This window comes from Streptomyces sp. NPDC058240, assembly GCF_042882135.1.
Taxonomy (GTDB): domain Bacteria; phylum Actinomycetota; class Actinomycetes; order Streptomycetales; family Streptomycetaceae; genus Streptomyces.
Map to the genome: position 1 here is coordinate 245,803 of NZ_JBHVWT010000006.1, position 22,554 is coordinate 268,356.

At 70.7% G+C, this 22,554-nt stretch carries 18 protein-coding genes and 1 pseudogene; 7 read left to right on the plus strand and 12 right to left on the minus strand.

The features are described 5' to 3' along the window. Positions 1-52 precede the first annotated feature (52 nt). The 4 genes from ACFVX4_RS14955 to ACFVX4_RS14970 are packed head-to-tail and all read right to left on the minus strand — an operon-like array spanning position 53 to position 5,164. A complete protein-coding gene (locus tag ACFVX4_RS14955; RefSeq protein WP_389976383.1) occupies positions 53-997 on the minus strand; it encodes an LD-carboxypeptidase in 945 nt (314 codons plus the stop codon). Beyond that, complete coding sequence (locus ACFVX4_RS14960; protein WP_389976386.1) at positions 994-2,976, minus strand: LpqB family beta-propeller domain-containing protein; 1,983 nt, start codon at positions 2,974-2,976, stop codon at positions 994-996. The genes ACFVX4_RS14955 and ACFVX4_RS14960 overlap by 4 nt, the downstream gene beginning before the upstream one ends. Before the next feature lie 18 nt (positions 2,977-2,994). Next, positions 2,995-4,338, minus strand: coding sequence for a M20/M25/M40 family metallo-hydrolase (locus tag ACFVX4_RS14965; RefSeq protein ID WP_389976389.1), 1,344 nt, complete (start codon positions 4,336-4,338; stop codon positions 2,995-2,997). Then, a complete protein-coding gene (locus tag ACFVX4_RS14970) occupies positions 4,331-5,164 on the minus strand; it encodes a M55 family metallopeptidase (RefSeq protein WP_389976392.1) in 834 nt (277 codons plus the stop codon). Before ACFVX4_RS14970 ends, ACFVX4_RS14965 begins: the two co-directional genes overlap by 8 nt. A 216-nt stretch (positions 5,165-5,380) precedes the next feature. On the opposite strand from ACFVX4_RS14970, the gene ACFVX4_RS14975 reads away from it, so the two are divergent. Genes ACFVX4_RS14975 through ACFVX4_RS14985 form a run of 3 tightly spaced genes read left to right on the plus strand, consistent with a single transcriptional unit; the run spans position 5,381 to position 7,749 of the window. Then, a complete protein-coding gene (locus ACFVX4_RS14975) occupies positions 5,381-6,325 on the plus strand; it encodes an ABC transporter ATP-binding protein (RefSeq protein ID WP_389976395.1) in 945 nt (314 codons plus the stop codon). After that, complete coding sequence (locus ACFVX4_RS14980; RefSeq protein ID WP_389976398.1) at positions 6,322-7,296, plus strand: ABC transporter permease subunit; 975 nt, start codon at positions 6,322-6,324, stop codon at positions 7,294-7,296. Before ACFVX4_RS14975 ends, ACFVX4_RS14980 begins: the two co-directional genes overlap by 4 nt. Positions 7,297-7,341: 45 nt before the next feature. Next, entirely contained in the window at positions 7,342-7,749 is a 408-nt protein-coding gene (locus ACFVX4_RS14985) for a GntR family transcriptional regulator (protein WP_389976401.1), read from the plus strand. 72 nt (positions 7,750-7,821) lie between these two features. Here the strand turns inward: ACFVX4_RS14985 and ACFVX4_RS14990 are convergent, their stop codons facing one another. Genes ACFVX4_RS14990 through ACFVX4_RS15000 form a run of 3 tightly spaced genes read right to left on the minus strand, consistent with a single transcriptional unit; the run spans position 7,822 to position 9,978 of the window. Continuing rightward, positions 7,822-8,379: a DinB family protein gene (locus tag ACFVX4_RS14990; RefSeq protein ID WP_389976404.1), complete on the minus strand. Its 558-nt coding sequence runs from the start codon at positions 8,377-8,379 to the stop codon at positions 7,822-7,824. Between the two features lie 58 nt (positions 8,380-8,437). Continuing rightward, positions 8,438-9,331: an alpha/beta fold hydrolase gene (locus ACFVX4_RS14995; protein WP_389976407.1), complete on the minus strand. Its 894-nt coding sequence runs from the start codon at positions 9,329-9,331 to the stop codon at positions 8,438-8,440. Further along, complete coding sequence (locus ACFVX4_RS15000) at positions 9,328-9,978, minus strand: TetR/AcrR family transcriptional regulator (RefSeq protein WP_389976410.1); 651 nt, start codon at positions 9,976-9,978, stop codon at positions 9,328-9,330. The genes ACFVX4_RS14995 and ACFVX4_RS15000 overlap by 4 nt, the downstream gene beginning before the upstream one ends. A gap of 47 nt (positions 9,979-10,025) precedes the next feature. Here ACFVX4_RS15000 and ACFVX4_RS15005 point away from each other — a divergent pair, with 47 nt between their 5' ends. After that, positions 10,026-11,456: an amidase gene (locus tag ACFVX4_RS15005; RefSeq protein WP_389976413.1), complete on the plus strand. Its 1,431-nt coding sequence runs from the start codon at positions 10,026-10,028 to the stop codon at positions 11,454-11,456. Positions 11,457-11,499: 43 nt separating this feature from the next. On the opposite strand, the pseudogene ACFVX4_RS15010 reads toward ACFVX4_RS15005, so the two are convergent. From ACFVX4_RS15010 to ltrA, 4 genes and pseudogenes are all read right to left on the minus strand, one after another. Next, positions 11,500-12,877, minus strand: a pseudogene (locus ACFVX4_RS15010) (SpoIIE family protein phosphatase); the annotation flags it as partial. A 138-nt stretch (positions 12,878-13,015) separates the two neighbouring features. After that, positions 13,016-15,475 carry an MFS transporter gene (locus ACFVX4_RS15015; protein ID WP_389976416.1) on the minus strand — a complete coding sequence of 820 codons (2,460 nt, stop codon included), beginning with the start codon at positions 15,473-15,475 and terminating at the stop codon, positions 13,016-13,018. Positions 15,476-15,662: 187 nt separating this feature from the next. Beyond that, complete coding sequence (locus tag ACFVX4_RS15020; protein ID WP_385339070.1) at positions 15,663-16,106, minus strand: SRPBCC family protein; 444 nt, start codon at positions 16,104-16,106, stop codon at positions 15,663-15,665. Positions 16,107-16,299: 193 nt separating this feature from the next. Further along, the gene (gene ltrA / locus ACFVX4_RS15025) at positions 16,300-17,556 is read right to left on the minus strand and encodes a group II intron reverse transcriptase/maturase (RefSeq protein ID WP_389976419.1); all 1,257 of its coding nucleotides are present in this window, start codon (positions 17,554-17,556) and stop codon (positions 16,300-16,302) included. 620 nt (positions 17,557-18,176) lie between these two features. Between ltrA and ACFVX4_RS15030 the strand changes: the two genes are divergently transcribed. From ACFVX4_RS15030 to ACFVX4_RS15040, 3 genes are all read left to right on the plus strand, one after another. Then, positions 18,177-19,217: an Rv2578c family radical SAM protein gene (locus ACFVX4_RS15030; RefSeq protein ID WP_389976422.1), complete on the plus strand. Its 1,041-nt coding sequence runs from the start codon at positions 18,177-18,179 to the stop codon at positions 19,215-19,217. A gap of 152 nt (positions 19,218-19,369) precedes the next feature. After that, a complete protein-coding gene (locus ACFVX4_RS15035) occupies positions 19,370-20,974 on the plus strand; it encodes an alpha/beta hydrolase (RefSeq protein WP_389976425.1) in 1,605 nt (534 codons plus the stop codon). Between the two features lie 61 nt (positions 20,975-21,035). Then, entirely contained in the window at positions 21,036-21,605 is a 570-nt protein-coding gene (locus tag ACFVX4_RS15040) for a GNAT family N-acetyltransferase (RefSeq protein WP_389976428.1), read from the plus strand. 13 nt (positions 21,606-21,618) lie between these two features. On the opposite strand, the gene ACFVX4_RS15045 is transcribed toward ACFVX4_RS15040, so the two are convergent. Beyond that, positions 21,619-22,200 carry an adenylosuccinate lyase gene (locus ACFVX4_RS15045; protein ID WP_389976431.1) on the minus strand — a complete coding sequence of 194 codons (582 nt, stop codon included), beginning with the start codon at positions 22,198-22,200 and terminating at the stop codon, positions 21,619-21,621. Between the last annotated feature and the right edge of the window lie 354 nt (positions 22,201-22,554).

A 22,554-nucleotide genomic window follows, 5' to 3' on the forward strand; every position in this document is an offset into this window, starting at 1 on the left:
TCAGGTCGGCGTTTTCTGAACGATGCTCAACTTCTTTGCGATACGACGCCGTTCAGCGCAGCGCGGGCACCTCGACGGTGAGCGTGGCGGGACCGCCGTCGGCCGGGGCATCCAGCACGGCGGGCACGCCGAGCGGAATCGTGAGCGCCGTCGGTCCGTGCCCGAAGCCCAGCTCCTCGACGACGGGTACGCCCAGCGGGCCGAGCCGGTCGGCGAGTACCGCCCGCACCTTCTCGTACGGACCGCAGCCCGCCCAGGAGCCGCAGGCCACCCCGGACACCCCGTCGAGCGCCCCGGCCCGCAGCAGCTGGGTGAGGATGCGGTCGATGCTGTACGGGTCCTCGGTGGTGTCCTCGATCACCAGCAGCCCGCCCCGGGCCGACGTCCGGGCGTGCGGGGTGCCGAGGTCGGCGGCGAGCAGACTCACACAGCCGCCGTAGGTGATCCCGCGGGCCCTGCCGGGGACCAGCACCCGCGCGGTGGGCAGGCCGAGGGTCCGTACCGAATCGGGCTCGAACAGGGTGGCCCGCAGGGACTCCTGGGTGTCCGGGTCCTTGAGGAAGGTCTCGGTGCCGGCCATCGGGCCGTGCAGGGTGGCGAGCCCCATGCGCCGGGCGAACGCCTCGTGGAGCACGGTGATGTCGCTGTATCCGACGAACACCTTCGGCCCGGCCGCGCGCATCGCCGCCCAGTCGACCAGGTCGACCATCCGGTGCACGCCGTATCCGCCGCGGGCGCAGATCACCGCGTCCACGGCCGGGTCGCACCAGGCCTCCTGGAGATCCCTGGCCCGCGCCTCGTCGGTGCCGGCGAGGTAGTCCAGCTCGGGGTGGACCTGGCGCGCATGCGGTGCTTCGACGGGGTCCAGGCCCCAGCCGCGCAGTACGTCCAGGCCCGCCTCCAGCCGGTCGGCGGGCACCGGCCCGCTCGGTGACACGACGGCGATCCTGGCTCCCGGGCGCAGCCGGGCCGGGCGGGTCAGCGGTGCGAGGGTCACTTCTTCAGCTCCAGCCGCGGTACGTCGGTGCGGTCGATCCCGAAGGTCTGTGCGTACAGGGAGAGTTCGGCCTCCAGTGCGCGGATCATGGTGTCGGCGCGCCGGAAGCCATGGCCCTCGCCCTCGAAGGTGAGATACGCGTGCGGGATGCCGCGTCCGTCGAGCGCGGCCAGGAACCGCTCGCACTGGACGGGCGGGCAGATCGGGTCGTCCAGCCCCTGGAGAAGGAGGAAGGGCGTGGTCAGCCGGTCGGTGCGGCCGGCCGGCGAGCGTTCGCGGTAGCGGTCCGGGACTTCGGCGAGCGCGCCGACCAGGGACTCCAGGTACTGCGACTCGAAGTCATGGGTCTCGTCGGTGCCCCAGCCCGTCAGGTCGAGGATGGGATAGATGATCGTCCCGCAGGCGTAGACATCGGTACCGGTCAGCGAGGCCGCGGTGGTCCAGCCGCCGGCGCTGCCGCCCCGGATGGCGAGCCGCCGCCGGTCGGCCGTGCCCTCGTCTGCCAGCGCCGCGGCGACGGCCGCGCAGTCCTCGACGTCGACGACGCCCCACTGCTCGCGCAGCCGGTTGCGGTAGGTCCTGCCGTAGCCGGTGGAGCCGCCGTAGTTCACCTCGGCGACGCCGATGCCCCGCGAGGTGAAGTAGGCGATCTCCAGGTCGAGTACGAGTGCGGCATGGCCGGTGGGGCCACCGTGCGCCCAGACCACGTAGGGCGGCCGTTCGTCCTCGGGGCCGGACCGGTCGGGGCTGCGCGGCGGATAGATGTGGGCGTGGATCTCGCGTCCGTCGGGCCCGGTGAAGGTGCGCTGCTCGGGCCGCGGGTAGTACGCGGGGTCGACGGCGTCCTGGTGCGGTGCCCCGATGACGCGGGTGCGGCCGGTCGCGGTGTCCAGCTCCACCACTTCGAACGCGCTGTACGGGCTCGCCGCGACGCCGATGACCCGGCTGCCGTGCACGGCGAGCGTCTCGGCCCACTCGGTCCAGGGCCCGGCGACGTCGACCAGTTCGCCGGTCTGCGGGTCGAGGATGCCGAGCGTGGTGGTGCCCTTGCCGTGGATGGTGGCGATCAGGCCGTTGTCCAGCGGACGGAACCAGCTGAGGCCGATCTTCCAGAGCGGTCCGGCGAACTCCTGCTCGCGGGGGCAGAGCGCGACCGTGCCCCCGTGCGGGTCGGCGCGGTACAGGTTCCACCAGCCGCTGCGGTCACTGGCGAGGATGAGCTGCCCGTCGGTGCCCCACTCGATCTGCGGCACCGACTCCTCGGGTCCGCCGCCGAAGGCCCGGGGGTGGTGGAAGGTGCCGTCCTCGGCGACGTCCGCGAGCATCACCTCGGTGCCGTCCCACGGCATCCGGGGGTGGTCCCAGGCGATCCAGGCGGCCCGCCGCCCGTCGGGCGAGAGCTTCGGCCCGGTGACGAACCGGCGGCTGTCGTCGGTGAGTTCGCGTACGGCGGAGCGGTCGTCGGCGGCCGAGCCGTCCAGGGGTACGGCGGCGATCACCCGGCGCAGCTCGGTGGGGCCCTCGCCGGTGAACTCCTCCAGGACGCACCACACTTCGCCCCGGTCGGGGTGGAGCTGCGGGTCGGCCCAGCGCAGCCCGCCGCCGACGGCCGAGACCGGGGTGAGCGGCCAGGGCTCGTCGGTGCCGTCGGGGGCGTAGGCGTACAGCCGCTGGTCGGCGAAGTGGACGAAGACGATCAGCGGGCCGCCCTCGGCGCGCGCGGTCCCGGCCCAGGGCCGTCCGCCGTACTCGATGACCCGGCTCCGTACGTTCCACGGAGCGGGCAGCACGCACTGGGCGTCCCCGTCCGCCCGGCGGCGGACCAGGGCGCGGCGGCCCGCCTCGGCGGGGCGCGGCTCCGTCCACCACACCTCGTCGCCGACGGTGCCGACGTACTCCGGGCGTCCGTCGTGGGAGGCGGCGAGCGCGGCGTCGATCGGCGACGGCCAGGTTCCGTGAGCCCCGGTGGGCAGCTTCATCGATTCCCCCTGTAGCAGTCAGGCAGTACGCAGATAGTGATCGAGGACGCGGACGCCGAAGTGCAGGGCCTCGACGGGGACGCGTTCGTCGACGCCGTGGAACAGCGCCTGGTAGTCGAAGCCGACGGGCAGCTTCAGCGGTGAGAAGCCGTAGCCGGTGATGCCGAGCCGGGAGAACTGTTTGGCGTCCGTGCCGCCCGACATGCAGTACGGCACGACGTGGCCGGCCGGGTCGAAGCGCTCGATCGCGGCGCGGAGCTTGGCGAACGTCGGCGAGTCGACCGGGGCCTGGAGCGGGACCTCGCGGTGGTGGAACTCCCAGTCGACGTCAGGGCCGGTCAGCCGGTCCAGGGTGGCGTGGAACTCCTCCTCGCCACCGGGCACCATCCGGCCGTCGATGAACGCGGTGGCGTGGCCGGGGATCACATTGACCTTGTACCCGGCCTCCAGCATGGTCGGGTTGGAGCTGTTGCGGACGGTCGGCGCGACCAGGTCGGCGGCGGGGCCGAGCTTGCCGAGCAGTTCGTCGACGTCGAAGCCGGAGGCATCCAGGTCGGGGTGGATGCCGTGCAGTGCGGCGATCTCGGTGAGCGCGGCGCGGACCGTCGGGGTGAGCCGGACCGCCCATTCGTGCTTGCCGATCCGGGCGACGGCGGCGGCGAGCGTGCTGACCGCGTTGGCTTGGTTGACCTTGGAGCCGTGCCCGGCCTTGCCGTGCGCGGTGAGCTTCAGCCAGGCGGTGCCGCGCTCGCCCGCGGCGATCGGGTAGAGCGGCATGTCCGGTCCGGCGTGGAAGGTGAAGGCGCCGGATTCGCTGATGCCCTCCGTACAGCCCTCGAACAGTTCGGCGTGCCGGTCGGCGAGGAAGCCGGAGCCGTCGTCGGCGCTGGCCTCCTCGTCGGCGGTGTACGCGATCACGATGTCGCGGCGGGGGCGGACCCCGGCCCGTGCCCAGGCGCGTACGACGGCCAGGACCATCGCGTCCATGTTCTTCATGTCGATGGCACCGCGCCCCCAGACGACACCGTCGCGGACCTCTCCGGAGAACGGGTGCACGGACCAGTCGGCCGCCTCGGCCGGGACCACGTCGAGGTGGCCGTGGACGAGCAGGGCGTCGGCGGACGGGTCGGTGCCGGGAATCCGCGCGACCACATTGGTGCGTCCGGGGGTGCGCTCCAGCAGGGTGGGTTCCAGTCCGGCGGCGGCCAGCCGCTCGGCGACGTACTCGGCGGCCGGGCGCTCGCGGCAGTCGCCGTCGCCGCGGTTGGTGGTGTCGATCCGGATCAGTTCGGAAGTGAACGTCACCGATTCGTCGAGCGCCTGCTGGTCGACGCTCTCCTGGGGGCGGGTCGCCTCAGCCATACTGTTCCTCCACGGCGGACGACACGATCGTCGTCACCGCCTTGAACGTGCGGATACCTTCGTACATCGTCGCGCTGGTGTAGGCGACGCGCCGTTCGCCGCTGGGCGCCACCCCGGGGACGACGGTGGCCGCCTGGGCCAGGTGTTCGGCGTCGAACTCCAGCTCCACGGTGAAGGGGCCGCCCTCCACCGGTGTGTGCCGCACGGCGAGCGCGGCGGCGTCCTTCGCCGCGGCGCGGATGTCCGCCGCGGTGCGGGCCGGGGTGCGGCAGACCGCCGCGTACCGCGACACATAGTCCTTGACGGCGACCTTGCGGGCCCGGGGGGCGTAGCCCTCGGCGTCCACGCAGGTCAGGTCGTCGCCGGTGACGAGGACGACGGGCACCCCGTACTCGGCCACGACATGCGCGTTGAGCAGTCCCTCGCTCGCGCGGGCGCCGTTGAGCCAGACCCCGGTGATGGAGTTCGCCAGGTAGGTGTGGGCGAGGACCCCCTCCGCGCCGGCGCCCGTGTGGTAGCCGACGAAGGCGATGGCGTCGACGTCGACGTGCTGGATGCCCTCGACCATGGAGAGGGACTTGTGCCGGCCGGTGAGCATCTGGACCCGGTCGTCGAGCCGCTCCAGCAGGAGGTTGCGCATGGACCAGTGGGCCTCATTGACGAGGACCTCGTCCGCGCCGCCGTCGTAGAAGCCGAGCGCCGCCGCGTTCACGTCGGAGGTGAACATGGCACGGCACCGCTCCCACTGGGGGGTGCCCGGCAGCACGTCGGCCGGCCAGGTCACACCGGTGGCGCCTTCCATGTCCGCGCTGATCAGGATCTTCATGCCGGGCCACGCTACGCGCCCGAGAACCGCCAGGCCAGAGCCACAGATACGTTCAATGGTCCAGTCCTCCGAAGAGAGTGCGACGCACGCCCCGAACAGGCGCAACACGGACACCCGCCCCCGGCCGCCGCGGGGGGCCACCCGGCGCGCCTTGACACATTCCACCACCCCAGACCATGATTCCATTAATTGACTAATGGAATTGAGGCGAAGTGCATGGCAGACACATTCACTCCGGACGGCGGGTCCGACGCATGGGCTCTGGAGGCCCGCGGCCTGGGTAAGCGCTACCGTCGCGGCTGGGCGCTGCAGGACATCTCGTTCCGGCTGCCGGCCGGTCGGATCTGCGGTCTCGTCGGCCCCAACGGCGCCGGGAAGAGCACCCTGCTGGGGATCGCGACCCGTCAGGTGCAGCCCACGGGAGGTGACCTCCGGGTCTTCGGCGTACCCGTGGAAGATCCCGAGGTGATGCCCAAGTTCGCGTTCCTCGGGCAGGACAAGCCTCTGTTCAAGCGGTTCACCGTTGCGGAGACGCTGCGCATGGGCAGCGAGCTCAACCCCGGCTGGGACATGGCCGCGGCGGAGCGGATCGTACGGTCGGGCCAGGTGCCGATGGACGCCCGCGTGGGCACTCTCTCCGGTGGGCAGCGCACCCGCGTCGCGTTCGCGCTGGCCTTCGGCAAGCGGCCCGACCTGCTGCTGCTCGACGAGCCGATGTCCGACCTCGACCCGCTGGCCCGCCACGACATGAGCACCCTGCTGATGTCGGAGGCCGTCGAGCGCGGCACCACGGTGGTGATGTCCTCCCACATGCTCTCCGAGCTGGAGGACATGTGCGACTACCTGCTCGTCCTCGCCGGCGGCAGGATCCGGATGGCGGGTGACGCGGACGCGCTCGTCCCGGCCCACGCGCTGGTGACCGGGCTCGCCCCGGACGGGAACCCGGCCGACGCGCTGGCTCCCCACACCGTGATCGAGTGCCGCGTCCAGGGCCGGCAGTTCCACGCGCTGGTGCGGACGAACGGCCCCCTGTCGGGTGACTGGGTGGTGGCCGAACCCAGCCTGGAGGAGGTGCTGCTGGCGCATCTCCGCTCGCCGGACGCGCCCCCGTTGTTCACACCCGGTGCCCGTATCGAGGCCGAAGGGAGCCACACCTCATGAACACCATCCTGACCGACGCCCCCCGGACCGGGCGCACCCCCGGGCCCCGCATGCTCCGCGGACTGAGCTGGCTCGTCGTGCGCCAGCACCGGGGCACGCTGCTCAGCGTGCTCGCCGTGACGGTCCTCGGCTCGATCTGGCTCGTGTACCAGCGCAGCCACATGAAGGACTTCCTGGACGCCGCGGGCTGGCCGGGGAAGGAGCTGGCGCAGCCGACCATCAACTCGGACGGTGTGGGTCTCGCCATCAGCACGCTGAGTGCGCTGCCCCTGCTCCTCGCCGTCTTCGTCGGCGCCCCGCTGATCGCGGGAGACCAGGAACAGGGCACCGCGCAGCTGGTCACCACCCAGTCCGTGTCACGCCGCCGCTGGGTGGCGACGAAGTTCGCCTGGTGCTACGCGGCGGTGATCGTGACCGGTGCGGTGCTCTCGGCGCTGTTCACCTGGTGGTGGAAGCCCTACCGGTCGGTGTTCCCCGGCTTGTGGTGGGACGGGGCGATCTTCGACAGCACCGGCCCGATGCTCCCCGCGTTGTGTCTCTTCCTGACCGCCGCCGGCATCACCATCGGTGTGCTGGTCCGCCGGATCCTCGCGTCCATGGCGATCACGCTCGTCTTCGCCGCGGCCTTCGGGGTGTTCTGGGACGAGATGCTCGTCCACCTCGCCCCGACCCGCACGATCACCTACCCGCTCGACGCGGACATGCCCGCGCGGCTGAACGAGTCGTCCGAGGTGGACCGTTGGATCGGTTCCGCCGACGGCCATCTCTACGGCTGGGGTCTGTGCTCCAAGACGACCGAGGCGGCCTCCGACGCGTGCGTCGAGGAACACGGCATCGTCAACAACGTCTACGAGTACCTCGGCTTCGACCAGATGCCGGCCATGCAGTGGACCGGGGCGGGCATCCTGCTCGCCGGTACCGTCGTGCTCACCGCGTTCGTCCTGTGGCGGGTGTCCCGTCGCCCCCTCTAGGACCTGCCGTCGCAGGTGCATAGGGTTTCGACAGTCGAACGGGAGGTGAAGGCAGTGGTCGTATTCCGCATCGACCGGCGCAGCGGAGTGGCAACGTACCTCCAGATCGTGCGACAGGTCGAACAGGCGCTGCGCATGGGCGCCCTGGAGGAGGGGGACCGGCTGCCCACGGCCGCACAGGTCGCGGCGGACACCAAGGTCAACCCGAACACGACCCTCAAGGCGTACCGCGAGCTGGAGCGCGCGGGTCTCGCCGAGGTCCGGCAGGGGGCGGGCACCTTCATCACCCGCTCGCTCGCCCCGGCCCAGGCGGGCCCCGAGTCCCCTCTGCGCACCTCGCTCGCCGAGTGGCTGAACGAGGCACGGGCGCAGGGACTCAGCGGCCAGGAGGTCGACGCCCTCTTCCGGTCGGCCCACGCGGCCGTGTATCCGCCCGGGACGGACGGCGGCTGAGGGGCGCTTCCGTACGCGTCGGGGTGTGCGACTGCTCCGGTCCCGGTCCGGGACCGGAGCAGTCGTCCCTCATCATCCCCCCACCGGGTAGTCGCCCGTGGCGCCGTCGGTCCGCTCGCGCAGCAGGTCCGCGTGGCCGTTGTGGCGGGCGTACTCCTGGATCATCACCAGGTACACCCAGCGCAGGCTGACGGTCCGGCCACGGGTGGCCGACACGAACGTCTCGTCGAGGCCGCGCCCCGCCACGGCGGCCTCGCACGCCTCGATCTCGGCGCGGAAGGCGGCGAAGTCGCGCTCGGCGTGCGCGGCGTCGCCCCCTTCGATCCCCTCGTCACCGTCGCCCGGACCGGTGAAGACGTCACCGATCGGCTCGCCCGCGAAGCTCCGGCGGAACCACCAGCGCTCGATCTCCGCCATGTGCCGCACCAGGCCGAGCAGGGTGAGGTCCGACGGTTCGGCAGCGGTGCGCGCGAGCTGTGCCGGAGCCAGCCCGGCGCACTTGGTGAGCAGCGTCTCGCGGTGCCACCCGAGCCAGCCGTCCAGCATGACCCGCTCGTCCACGGTGCTCGGGACGTTCAGCTGGTCGCCGTCGACCGTCGTACGTGCGATGCGAGGTGCCGTCCATGTCATGACGGCCATCCTCACACCGGCGGTACGGGGTGTGAAGGACGACCGCCGCACACACCGCTCAGGTCAGTTCCCGCAGGAGCGGCTCCGGGTCCGCGAGGAGGAACAGATGACCGCCGTCGGGGAGGGTGCGCAGCTCGGCGCCCGGGATCTGCGCGTGCGCCCACCGCGCCACCTCGACGGGGACGTTGCCGTCCGCCTCGCCGTGCAGGAACAGGGTCGGTACGGAGACCGAGCCCAGCGGGTCCGGCAGCGGGCGGAAGTAGCCGGCGAGGTCGGTGATGGCCGCGTCCACGCCCTGGCGCTGGCCCTCGGCCGTGTCCACGTCGGACAGCGCCCGGAAAGCGGGGGTGCTCATGATCAGCCGATCGGAACGGGGCCAGGCGTCAAGGTTCGGCTCGCGCCTCGTCTTCTTGAAGATCCCCTTCCCGGCGAGCATCGGCCGGGCGATCGCCGGGGCCCGGAGGACGATCCGGTTCAGCCACTTGACCAGCGGGATCCGGCGCGCGTACGCCTCGCGGGGAGCCCCGGGAACGGCGGCGCACGCGAGGATCAGTCGCGTGACCCGATCGGGGTGCTGCTGGGCCGCCGAGAGCGCGTACCCGCCGCCGCCCGAGATCGCCACGAGCGGAGCCCGCTCGTGGCCGAGGTGGTCGAGCAGGGCCACGAAGTCGTCGTTCCAGCGGTGGAAGCCCCGGCCGGGCACAGGGTCGGTCTCGCCGTAGCCCGGACGGTCCGGGAAGACCAGATGCAGGCCCGCGTCCGCCGCCGCCTGCCGCAGCGCGAGGCCCTCGTAGCGACTGCCGGGGGTGCCGTGGAGCACGATCACGGGCGGGGCGGCGGGGTCGCCGTAGGAGCAGTACGTGATGCGGCGCCCGTTCGGGGCCGTCAGGCGGTGCGTCTCCGGCAGGTCCGTCTCCGGCGTCTTCGGCAGGTCCGGCGGGGAGGGGGTCATCTCTGCTCCTCGTGGGCTACGGGGTTGGCGGCAGCGGCGGCGATTCCGCCGATGACGAAGTCGAGGCCGAAGGAGAACCGGCGGTCGTAGTCGTGGTGGTCCGCGAACACCGACGCGGCCCGGCGTTCCGGCGGGACCTGGTGCAGTTCCAGATCGCCGCGGCCGAGGCGGATCGCCACATGGCCGGTGACGAAGTCGTGCAGGGTGCCGTACGCGTACGCGGCGGCCTCCTCGTCGAGCCCCGCACTGCGCAGCGCCGCCACGACCCGGTACGCGACGTCGTCGGCGCCGGGCCCGACGAGGGAGGCGCGGCGGTGCGCCTCCAGGATGACGGGGTGCCGCATGAGCAGGTCGTGGAGCGTGTCCGCGAACAGCCGGACGACGCCGCGCCAGTCCTCCGGCCAGTCCACCGACCGGGTCACCTCGCCGACGATCCGGGACACCAACGCGTGCTGGAGCGCGTCGATACCGCCCGTCGTGCGATGGATCGCCATCGGTGACACGTCCAGCCGGTCGGCCAGCGCGCGGAAGCTCACGGCATCGAGCCCCTGGTCGTCGGCCAGTTCGGTCGCCGCGTCCAGGATCGCGTCGAGCGTCACCGCCCGGGGACGGCCGTTCTTGGGAGTGCTTGCCTTCTCGCCCACCATGCCCGCACCATATCGATACGCGTAACGAAACGGCAATGGGAGCGCCCATGACGGAATTGCACGACCTCACCGCTCTTCAGCTGGCCGCCGCCTACGAGCGCGGCGAAACAAGTCCCACCGAAGTCGTGGACCATCTGCTGGCCAGGATCGGGGACGGCGACCGGGTGGGGGCGTTCACCACCGTGTCGGCCGACCGGGCCCGCGTCGCGGCGGCCGGGGCCGAACGCGTCCTGCGCACGGCGGACCGCTCCGGACTGCCGCGCCTGTTCGGCGTGCCCACCGCGGTCAAGGATCTGGAGGCCACCGAGGGCGTGCGCACCACGCTGGGTTCCGCGCTGTTCCGCGACTGGATTCCCGGGCACAACGACGAGATCGTCGAGGTCATGGCCGACGCCGGGCTGATCAGCCTCGGCAAGACCACCGTTCCCGAATTCGGAGCGGCCTGCTACACCGAGCCCGAGGTGTCCGCCCCGGCACGCAGTCCCTTCGACCTCACCCGCAGCGCGGCCGGCAGCAGTGGCGGCGCGGCCGCGGCGGTCGGCGCACTGATGGTGCCGATCGCGCAGGGCAGCGACACCGCCGGTTCGGTGCGCTCCCCCGCGAGCGCCTGCGGGGTGGTCGGGCTCAAACCCAGCCGCGGACTCGTCACCGCGGGCCCGGCCGGCAATGACGGGATGGGGCTCTCCGTACGGGGTCCGCTCGCCCGCACCGTCCGCGACACCGCCGCGTTCCTCGACGCGCTGACCACCCGTACCGGCGTCGGCACCGTGCATCCGCCCCGGGTCGACAGCTACGAGCGCGCGTGCGACGCACCCGTGCCACGGCTACGGATCGCGCTCGCCCAGGGGTCGGTCTCGGGCTCTCCCGTGGATCCCGAGGTCGCCGCCGCCGCCGAACTCACCGCCCGTACGCTGGCCGGGCTCGGCCATGACGTGTTCGCCCGGGACCAGGCGCCGGACCCCGAGCTCACCGAGGGTTTCCAGGTGATGTTCACGGCGCTGGTCGGGTCCAGGACCATGGCGTTCGACGAGTCGTCCCTGCGCCCGATCGTCCGCCATCTCCGGTCCCTTTCCCAGGAGTTCACCGCGGGCGAGCTGGCCGTCGCGATCGGTGTCGTCCAGGCCCGCGCCCGCGCCTGGTCGCTCGACCACGCGAACGCGGACGTGGTGATCACCCCGACCGTGACGACCCCGCCGACGCTCGTCGGGCAGCTGCGCAACGACGCGGACCCGGCGGCGGAGCTGGCCGCGATGACCGCGTTCACGGGCAACACCGTCCTGGCGAACGCCACCGGGTTCCCGGCCATCAGCCTTCCGCTGGGCTGGAGTTCGCAGGGCCTGCCGCTCGGGGTCTCGCTCACCTCAGGCTGGGGCCGCGAGGACCTCCTGCTCGGCGTATCGGCCGCACTGGAGGAGGCCCTGCCGTGGGCCCACCGCTACGGCGACCGGTCCGCGGCACCGGCGGCGGGCCGCCCCTGACCGGACCGCCGCCGAACCCCCGGGCCAGGGTCTTGCGTTTGGATCAGGCCGGATCAGGGAGCGGGGTCCGGTGCCGTGCATCGCAAGGCGGAGGAGGGAGGCGGATGGGGTCTCCCCTGCTCGAGCGGAGCCGAGAGCTCGGGGAAGGAGCGTCGGCCGCCGTGGTGCTGGTGCCCCATTCGCGGGCGAGGCTGCTCACCAGGAGCAGGCCGCGGCCCGACTCGTCGTGGGAGGCGGCGTCGAGCAGTGTGGCCGGGGCGGGTTCGTCGTCGCTGACCTCGCACAGCAGGGCACCGGTGCGGACCGGACGGAGCCCGATGTGATGGCACCGGCCGTGCTTCACCGCGTTGGTCACGAGCTCGCTGACCATCAGCTCGGCCGCCTCCACCGCGTCCGGCAGCTCCCGGTCGAGCAGTTTCCCGCGCACCAGGCGCCGGGATCCCGCCACCTCGCGCGGATCCAGGGCGAGTTGCCATTCGGCGACGTCCCTGTCCGGGATGCCGTTCAGCCGGGCCATCAGCAACGCCACGTCGTCCTTGCGTCCGCCGCTCGGGTTCAGGGCCCGGATGATCGTGTCGCAGGCGTCGTCCATGGAGGCGGCGGGGTGGGCCGCGGAGGCGCAGAGCGCGGCGAGCCCGGCGCCGATGTCCTGACCGCGCACCTCGACGAGGCCGTCGGTGCACAGGACCGGACGGTCGCCGGGCCGCACCCGCACGGTCGCGGTCTCGAAGGCGACGCCGCCCACACCGATCGGGGCGCCGGTGGGCAGGGTCAGGAGTTCGGCCCGGCCGTCCTCGGCATCACGGACGAGCACGGGCGGGATGTGACCGGCGTCGGCGATCCGGACCTCGGAGCGGATCGGGTCGTAGACGGCGTAGAGGCAGGTCGCCAGATACAGCTCACCGAGGCGCTGCGCCAGGTCGTCGAGGTTGCGCAGCAGTTGGGCCGGCGGCATCTCCATGGTGGCCATGGTCAGCACCACGGTACGCAACCGGCCCATCATCGCGGCCGAGTTGAGGCCGTGCCCCATGACGTCGCCGACGACGAGCGCGGTCCGGGAGCCGGGCAGCTTCACCGAATCGAACCAGTCGCCGCCGATCCTTCCGAGCCGGGCACCGGGCAGATAGCGGGTGGCGATGTCGCAGCCCGCCATCCGGGGTGCGACCTGGGGCAGCATGCTGTCGGTCCATGTCGTCGAAGGGCTCACGGCCGGGACGGCGCATCAGGACCATGAAGCCGAGCACCACGTCACGGGCCTTGAGCGGCACGATGAGCAGCGACCGGTGGGTGATCAGCGGGCACAGGTCGCGCTTCTCGAACTCGCCCGAGATCCGGTTGCTCAGCTCCTCGCTGACGTGCGGGATGAGGACCGGCTCACCGGTGACCATGCACTGGAAGAACGGGGCATGGTACGGCCCCGCGGCCGGCGCCCGCCGGTCATCGGCCCGATCGCGGTCCGGGGTGCTACGCCCGGCGCACCGGTGCGCGCACGGAGCGGTCCGGCCGCGGCGCCGGGGCGGCCGGGGAGCCACCGGCCGGCCCGGCGTTCCTCCGGACGGTCAGTCCTCGTGCCCGAGTTGGAGGTCGCGTTCGGTGCGTCCGCCGCCCGCGACCTGGAGCACGGTGGCCACGGGCGGGTATCCAGCCGCGATCACCGTGTACTCGCCGGTGGACAGGTCCACGAACCGGAATGCCCCGTCGGGCCCCGTGGTGAGTGTGTCGACCACATTGCCCGCCGCGTCCAGGAGGGTGACCCGGGCGTCCTCGACGGGTCGGCCGCCGCTCGCCCGTACGATGCCGCGCAGCACCGCGCCGCCGGCGAGTTCGATGTCCTGCCGGGTCTCCCTGGCCGCCTGCACGCTCACCGGCAGCGCGGCGGGCCGGAAGGCGGGGGCGCTGGCGGCGAGGGTGTACTCGCCCGCCACCAACTCCGTGATCACATAACCGCCTTCACGGCCGCTGCGGGTGGAGGCGACGACTTCGCCGCGGACATCGGTGAGGGTGACGGCGGCATCGCGCACCGGAATGCCGTCGGCGGTGACGACGGTCCCGGCGAGGCGCCCGGCCCCGCCGAGCACCACGTCGAGCTCGACGGGCCGTTCGCCCACGGTGACGCTGACGGCCTGCGGCTGGTGTCCGCCGGCCGCGGCGATGAGGACGTACGAACCGGCGCCGGGCACGCTCAGCGCGTACCGCCCGTCGTCCCCGCTCGCGCCCCGTCCGACCTGCTGTCCCTGGACGTCGATGAGGGTGAGGGCAGCACGCGGGACCTTCGTACCGTCGGAGTGCTGGACGCTGCCGCACACCGGCACGCCCGACAGGTAGACGGGCGGCGGTGCGGCGGCCTCGGTGGTCGAGGTGGTGCGGGCGGCCGGAACGGTCACGGACTCGGCAGTGCTTTCGGGGCTGTGATGGGACACCAGCGGTTTCTCCTTGAGGAAGAAGGCGAAGAACAGGCCGAGCGCGAGCACCGGCACGAGGTAGAGGAAGATCCGCGGCATCGCGTCGGCGTACGCCTGGATGTAACTGTCGCGCAGCGCGGGCTCCATCGCGTGGACCAGCTGCGGGGTGATCGACTCGGGGTCGGGGAGGTCGGCACCGGACGGCAGGCGGACGGCGAGCGCGTCCGCGAGGCGGCCCGCGAAGAGCGTCCCGAAGACGGCGGCACCGACGCTGCCGCCGATCTGCCGGAAGTAGTTGTTGGCACTGGTGGCGGAGCCGATGTCGGCGGGCTGGACGGAGTTCTGCACGGCGAGCACCAGCACCGGCATGATCAGCCCGATCCCGATGCCGAGCACGGCCTGCGCGATGCTGTATTCGATGCGTGGGGTGTCGGTTTCGAGGCGGGAGAGCAGCCACATCCCGACCACCGAGAACGCGCCGCCGAGGATCGGGTGGATGCGGTAGCGGCCGGTGCGGGAGATCAGCTGGCCGGAGACGACCGACGCGATGACGATGCCGCCCATCATCGGGAGCATCAGCAGTCCGGATTCGGTGGCCGTGGCGCCGTCGACCATCTGGAGGAAGGTCGGCAGATAGCTGGCGGCCCCGAACAGCCCCACCCCGACGACCGCCCCGACGAGCGCGGTGACATTGAAGATCGGGTCACGGAACAGCCGCAGCGGAATGATGGGTTCGGCCGCCCGGTGCTCTACGACCAGGAACAGCAGAGTCGTTCCGGCGGCTCCGGCCCCCAGCCCCAGGATGGTGCGCGAGCCCCACGCGTACTCCGTACCGCCCCAACTGGTCAGCAGCACCAGGCAGGTGGAGGCGGCGGCGAGCAGCAGCGCGCCGAGGATGTCGAGGCGGGGCCTGACGGTGGGCCTGGGGAGTTTCAGTACGACGGTGATGACCGCGAGCGTGACCAGGCCGAACGGGACGTTGATGTAGAAGCACCAGCGCCAGGAGGTGTGGTCGGTGAAGAAGCCGCCGAGCAGCGGGCCCGCCACGGACGCGAGGCCGAACGCGGCGCCGATGAGCCCCATGAACCGGCCGCGTTCCCGGGGCGGTACGACATCCGCGATGATCGCCTGGACTCCGATCATCAGCCCGCCGCCGCCGATGCCCTGGACGGCGCGGAAGGCGATCAGCTCGTCCATGGTGCGGGACCAGCCGGCGAGCGCGGAGCCGATGACGAAGACGACGATGGCGAACTGGAAGACGCCCTTGCGGCCGAAGAGATCGCCGAGCTTGCCGTAGATCGGCAGGCCGATCGTGGAGGCGAGCAGGTACGCGGTGACGGCCCAGGACATCTTCTCCAGGCCGTGCAGCTCGCCGACGATCTTCGGCAGCGCGGTGGCGACGATCATCTGGTCGAGCGCCGCGAGCAGCAGCGTGAGCATCAGCCCGAGGAAGATCAGCCGGATGCGGCGGGGGTTGGTCTCCGGTACGCCGGACGGGGCGGGGGCCGCCTGTGCCGGCGCGGCCTCGGCAGGCGGCGGCGGGGGCGGCCCGGCGGGCGCCTCGGCGGTCCCCGCGCCGCCCGGCTCCTCCTCCAACAGAGTGATCCCACCCACCACGTGCTGCTCCCCTCGTCGCATCTGCGCCGCCCTTTTCTCGCATCGCGCGACGAGGGAGGGCAAACGCGACGGGGGGCGCCGACGGCGTACTCGGAGGGCTTAACTCCCGGTGGGAGCCACTACGGCGCACAACCGGCGGGCCGAGAAAACCACCCGAACCGGTGAGGCCGGTCAAGAGCGGGTCGGGCTACTTCTCGACCTCGGCGGCGAGGTTCTGCAGCAGCTCGTCGTAGATCCGCCCGAGCCCCTTGGGCGCGAAGGTCTTCTCGAAGAATCCGCCGATGCCGCCGGCACCGTTCCAGACGGTCGAGACGACGGCCTTCGACCTGCCCTCACCGGCCGGGGTGACGGTCCAGGTGGTGACCATCGAGGAGTTGCGGTCCTTCTCCACGAGCCGGCCGTCGGTGGGCTCGGTGACCTCCAGCAGGCAGTCGCGCACCCGCTTGCTGGTGGCCTGGAGCTTCCAGTGGACGAGGGTGCCCTCGCCGTCACCGCCCTCACGCACCTCGTACTCGCTGAAGTGTCCGGGCAGCACCTTGCCCCGGACCTCCTTGTAGTCGGCCAGCGCGTCGAACACCGTCTCCGCGTCCGCCGCGATGACTCGCTCTGTCGTGGCCTCGACCTGCGCCATGGCTGTTCCTCCAGCACTCGGTTGTTCGGGGGTGTGCTGAGCCAATCACCTCCGGCACGCCGCTCAAAATCCGGTCCGGGACGAAGGGGAGAAAACGATCAAGGGAAGTCGGGTGGCCCGGAGGAATCTCACCTCCGGGCTCCCACAGAACCGTGCGTGAACCTCTCAGCTCACACGGCTCTTGTCATCCTGGTCACCAAGCTCTCGGGTTCAGCGCCCAGTGGGCGAAGAGCCTCGGGTGCTGGCGGGTGATGCGCTGCCAGCACGCGTGAGCTTTCTTGAACGAATGGAACCGCTTGTACTTCTTCCTGATCCAGCGCAACAAGTAGGCATTGATGCGCAGGAGGAGGGGAACCAGCTTGGAGCCGTAGAAGGCCCCGTAGTACTGGATCCAGCCCCGCACGATGGGGTTGACCCGCCGCGCGAGCTCATGGAACGTCGCTCTGACCTGCTTGTGGAGTCGCCAGGAGCGAACTTCACTGCTGATCTTGTTCAGGGCATCCTTGCTGATCGCAGGCAGGAAGCTGGTGTAGCACCTCTCCGTGCGCCGCGACCACGCCTCACGGCCCTGGAAGGTGTATCCAAGGAACGTGAACGACGTGTGCTCATACGAGCCGCGCCGGTTCGAGTCCTTGCAGTACACAATCCTGGTCTTGTCGGGATGCAACCGCAGCCCGACTTCTTCCATCCTGTCCTCCAACGCCGCCAGGACCTCCTGGGCCCGACGGAGGGAGACGCAGTGAACAACCGCGTCATCCGCGTAGCGTTCGAACTCCAGCCCCGGGTACTCCCTCGTGAGCCAGGTATCGAACGCGTAGTGCATGAACAGGTTCGCGAGAACGGGCGAGACCGCCGACCCCTGGGGGGTCCCTCGGTCCCGCATCTGCAAGGAGCCATCGGGCAGTTGAAGCGGTGCACGCAGCCACCGTTCTACATACAACTTCACCCAGACGGCGTCAGTGTGAGCCTGCACAGCCTTGACGACCAGGTCCCAGCGCACGCTGTCGAAGAACTTCTGGATATCCAAATCGATGACCCAGTCACGCTTCCAACAGCGCTGCCGGCACGTTTCGATCGCGTGCAGGGCTGACTTTCGTGGCCGATACCCGTATGAGTCCTCGTGGAAAATTGGATCCACTCGGATTCCCAGATGCCGTGCCACTACAGTCTGCGCAACCCTGTCGGCAACGGTAGGAATGCCGAGCATCCTAGTCCCGCTCCCGTGCTGCTTCGGAATCTCAACTGCACGCACCGGCGGAGGAAAGTACGTCCCTGACGACATTCGATTCCAGAGCTTGTACAGGTTTCCCCGTAAGTCTTTCTCGAACTCGTCAATGGACTGACCATCCACTCCAGATGCGCCCTGATTCTTTTTGACGTCTCGGAAAGCCTCCATGACTTCCCACTTGGAAATGTCAAACGGCTTGTTCGGTGACTTCAGCTTGTTCATCGGCTCCTCCCGGAGAACATCCGGTTGACCAGACATACATAGCTACGAATGACCCAGCCCCTTCGCTCCACACCCATTACAGGTGCTTCCCCACTACTACGAGCTGGTCCGCCAGCGTCTCCCGCATCGGTACTCCGCCCCTCGCGGGACCTCCGCTTGGGGCTCTCCCTCTCGCTCCCAAAACCAGGAGCAGTATCGAGACACGCCTTCCCACGTTCCTCACAAGAGCAGCAGATTAGGCTCACGCCGCCTTCATGCCGGACACCGCCTGGCCAGTAAACGGGTTTCCGCCAGACTCCTCCCGGAGGACACATGATTCCCCCGGTTTTGATGCCACCTTATAGATAACGACACTTCATCAGCGGTTCACTTGCGTTCGTCTTCCTAATCCCTACCTGACGCCTTGAGGCGCCTTTTCCACATCGCTCACCACGGTCGCGTTACCACTCCCGCAGCATGTGGCGGTTTGAAACCTCCCCCCGCAGGGCGGTTCCGAAGGGCCAATCCTTCATCTCTCGTGAAGCATTGCTTCCAGAATTCTTCCTACAATTCGAACCCTTTCCGCATTCGTGGCACACCAAGTGTTCTATTCTCTGTCCAGTGCTACCGAGGAGGCGTCCATGCGCTGGGACAATCTGGTCGAGAACCCCGCCACGACCGGGAACAGCGCGCTCTTCACCGCCGACGCGGTGACCACGCGCACCTTTGACACCCCCGAGTTCCGGGGGATCACCTTCCATGAGATCCGGGCCCGCTCGATCGTGAACCGGGTACCGGGCGCATCGCGGATGCCGTTCGAATGGACGGTCAATCCGTACCGGGGCTGTTCGCACGCCTGTGTCTACTGTTTCGCGCGCAAGACCCACAGCTATCTGGATCTCGACACCGGCCTCGGCTTCGACTCCCAGATCGTCGTCAAGACCAACGCCCCGGAGCTGCTGCGCGCCCAGCTCGCGTCCAGCCGCTGGCACGGCGCGCACATCGCGATGGGCACCAATGTCGACTGCTACCAGCGCGCCGAGGGCCGGTACCGGCTGATGCCCGGCATCATCGCGGCCCTGCGTGATCACGCCAACCCGTTCTCGATCCTGACCAAGGGAACGCTGATCCTGCGCGATCTGGACCTGCTGCGGCAGGCGACCGAGGTCACCGACGTCGGCATCTCCGTCTCGGTCGGCTTCGTCGACGACGCACTGTGGCGCACCGTCGAGCCCGGCACCCCCTCCCCCGCGCGCCGCCTCGACGCCGTCCGCACCCTGAGCGAGCACGGCATCGACTGCGGCGTACTGATGGCCCCCGTCATCCCGTTCCTCGGCGACCATCCGGACCAGCTGCGCGCCACGGTCCGCGCCATCGCCGCCGCCGGGGCGACCTCGGTGACCCCGCTCGTCCTCCATCTGCGGCCCGGCGCCCGGGAGTGGTACATACAGTGGCTCGGGAACCACCACCCCCATCTGGTGCGGCGCTACGAGCGGCTGTACGCCGAGGGGGCCTACGCGCCCAAGCGGTACCAGCGCCGCATCACCCGGTACGTCCACGAGCTGGCGGCCGAATTCGGCATCGGGCCCTCGCACCGCGGCGCGGCCCGACGGCTCCCGGCACGGAAGGAACAGCACGCGCCGCTCGACGGCCCCGGGCCCACCCAGCTGACCCTGCTCTGATCTGCCGGAACCGTCGCGGAGGCTCTGACGTAACCAACGCGGGCAAACGGGTCAACTCTTGACACAACAGGTCCTTCCTGGCGCAAATGCGGGGAGCATGCGGCGGGGGCTGCGCCACCCGCAGCCGTGTTTCCCCCACCACGGGAGGCCATATGACGAAACGTTCAGGAATTCTGTTCGCCGTCGGTGCGACGGTTGCCGGTCTGGTGACCGCCGCACCGCCCCCGGCGACCGCCGACAACGGTGCGCAGCACACCGCAGCCGAGCTCAGATGGACCGACTGCGGCACCAAGTCGTACCCGAGCCTGCAGTGCTCATCGGTGAGTACGCCGCTCGATCATGACGATCCGTCGGGTCGGCAGATCACCCTCGCCCTGTCCCGGATTCCGCACACCGCGAAGACCTTCCAGGGTCCCCTGCTCGTCAACCCGGGCGGCCCCGGGGGCAGCGGCCTCTCGATGGCCGGCTTCGTGGCGTCCTCGCTGCCGAAGTCGGTTGCCGCGCAGTACGACGTGATCGGGTTCGACCCGCGCGGCGTCGGCAAGAGCGAGCCCGCGCTGGACTGCGTACCGAAGTACTTCGATCCACTGCGCCCCGACTCGGTGCCGGACTCGCTCGCGGTCGAGGAGGCCAACCGCAACCGGGCCCGTTCGTTCGCGCAGGCATGTGGCGAGAAGTACCCGGATCTGCTGCCCTACATGGACACGGTCAGCGCCGCCAAGGACCTCGATGTGATCCGGCAGGCAACCGGCTCCCAGCAGCTCAACTACTTCGGGTACTCGTACGGGACCTACCTCGGCGCGGTGTACGCCAAGCTGTTCCCGGAGCGGGTGCGGCGCCTGGTCCTCGACTCGAACGTCGACCCGGAGGGCGTCTGGTACGACGACAACATCGGCCAGAACTACGCCTTCGACGCCCGCCACAAGGCGTTCGCCGCCTGGGTCGCGAAGCACGACACCACGTACCGGCTCGGCAGCGACCCGGCGAAGGTCGAGGATGCCTGGTACGCGATGCGTGCCGCCGTCAAGGCGCACCCCGCGGGCGGGAAGATCGGGGCGAGCGAGCTGGAGGACACCTTCCTGCCCGGCGGCTACTACAACGGCTACTGGCCTTATCTGGCCGATGCGTTCGCGGCGTATGTGAACGACCAGGACCAGGACGCGCTCGTGAAGGCGTACAAGAAGTTCGGCGCGGTCGACGCGAAGGCCGACAACGGGTACTCGGTCTACTCGGCCGTGCAGTGCCGCGACACCCAGTGGCCCCGTCAATGGAACACCTGGCGCAACGACAGCTGGAAGGTGCACGACAAGGCACGCTTCTTCACCTGGAACAACACCTGGTACAACGCCCCGTGCGCCGACTGGCCGGTGGAGCCGCTGAACCCGGTACGGGTCTCCAACGACAGCCTGCCGCCGGTGCTGCTCTTCCAGGCCACCGAGGACGCGGCCACACCGTACGAGGGTGGAGTCACCCTGCACCGCAAGCTGCGCGACTCCAGCCTGGTGGTCGAGCAGGGCGGCGGCAATCACGGCATCACACTGAGCGGCAACGACTGCCTGGACACCTATCTGGCGGACTATCTCGACAAGGGCACCGTCCCGCGCGGCAAAGGCATCCGGGCCGACGCGGACGCGGTCTGCGCCAAGTCTCCCGACCCGAAACCGCTGACCGGCAGGGCGGCGGTGAAGTCGGCCCGGGGAACGGATTCCGGCAGCAGGGGCAGCACCCTGCACGGGCTGCTCGGCTTCCGCGGCTGACGGCGGCCCGCGGCCCGACTCGCGTACGGGCCATCCTGGCGGATGCGCCAGGATGGCCCGTATGACGACAAGGACCACGGCCGCCCTGCCCTCCGACATACGTGTGCGGGACATGACCGTCGACGACTGCGAGGCGGTCACTCGGGTCCGGGTACGCGGCTGGCAGGCCGCGTACGCGGGGCTGGTGCCGCAGTCGTACCTGGACGACATGGGCCTCGCCGTCGCCGAGGACGTGGAGCGGCGCCGCGCGTCCTTCACCGGGAGCAGCACGATCGTGAACGTGGTGGCCGAACGGCCGGGCCTCGGTGTCATCGGCTGGGCCTGCTACGGGCCGTACCGGGAGAACGGCAAGCCGCTCGCGCGGGGCGAGCTGTACGCGCTCTACGTGGCGCCCGAGCAGATCGGGACCGGGGCGGGCCGCGCCCTGATGGCGGAGACACTCACCCGCACCGCAGCCGACGGCTTCCCGGACCTGGCGCTGTGGGTCCTGAAGGAGAACACCCCGGCCCGCCGCTTCTACGAGCGCGCGGGCTTCCGTCCCGACGGCGCCGAGGAGTCCTTCGAGGCGGACGGCGCGCTCGTGCCCGAAGTGCGGTACGTACGCGCTCTCGGCGGCCCCGCCGCCTCCTGAGCCCGGCGCTTCCTCACGACGCGCCCAGCCGGCCGAGCGCGTCGCGGGCCGCGCCGCCCAGCCTGGGGTGCGGCAGAGCGGCCGCCAGCAGCGGGCGGGCCCGCTCGTCCCCCAGCTGCCCGAGCCCCTCCACACAGGCGAGCGCCACCCGCCAGTACGGGCCGTCCGGGGCGAGCAGCCGTTCCAGGGTGCTCATCAGCGCCGGTACGGACTCCGGGGCCCGCAGCGCGGTGAGCAGCCGCACCGGGTGCAGGGCGTACGCGGTGCGCAGGGTGTTGGTCGCCAGGGCGGCGGCGGCCCGGGGTGTGCGGGGGTCGCCGAGGCACACCAGGGCGTGGGCGGCGGAGACACACCGCTCCGGGTCGCGGTGGTTGAGCAGCAGGACCAGAGCCTCGAAGGCCCGCCGGTCTCCGCCGCAGCCGAGCCGGAAGGCGGCCATCTCGCGGGCCCAGAGCGGGCGTTCGCGTTCCACCAGGACGCGGGCCAGCTCCTCCTCGTCCTCGGTGGCGAGCAGTCCGCGGTACGCCGCCGACTCCCCCGCCGCGTCCGCCTCGTCAGCAAGCCGGTCCGCCAGCGACCGGAACTCCTCGTCCATGACCGTCAGCGTATCGGCGGGGACTCTGCGTATCGAGGGGCGGGGGGAATGTGGCATGGCGCACAACGGCCGGGGGCTGGCGCGCTCGTTACCGAGCAGTTAACCTCATGTGAGCGGGACACGATCCCCGCTTGCTCCGGTGGCCTGGTGACGCAGCCACCCGGAGTGCTTGTCGGTTCGGCAGTTTTGCGAGACGTGACTCCGGGACAGAGTCCGTCGCCCCTTCCGGGTCCTGGCGTGCTCATCGCGCCCCGGCCCCGAGTACCACGACACGCAATTCCCGCACGTGTCGCGCCGGTTCTCCCTCTCAGTGCGCGCCGTGCCTCCTCACAGTCGTCACTCATTCTCTGGAGT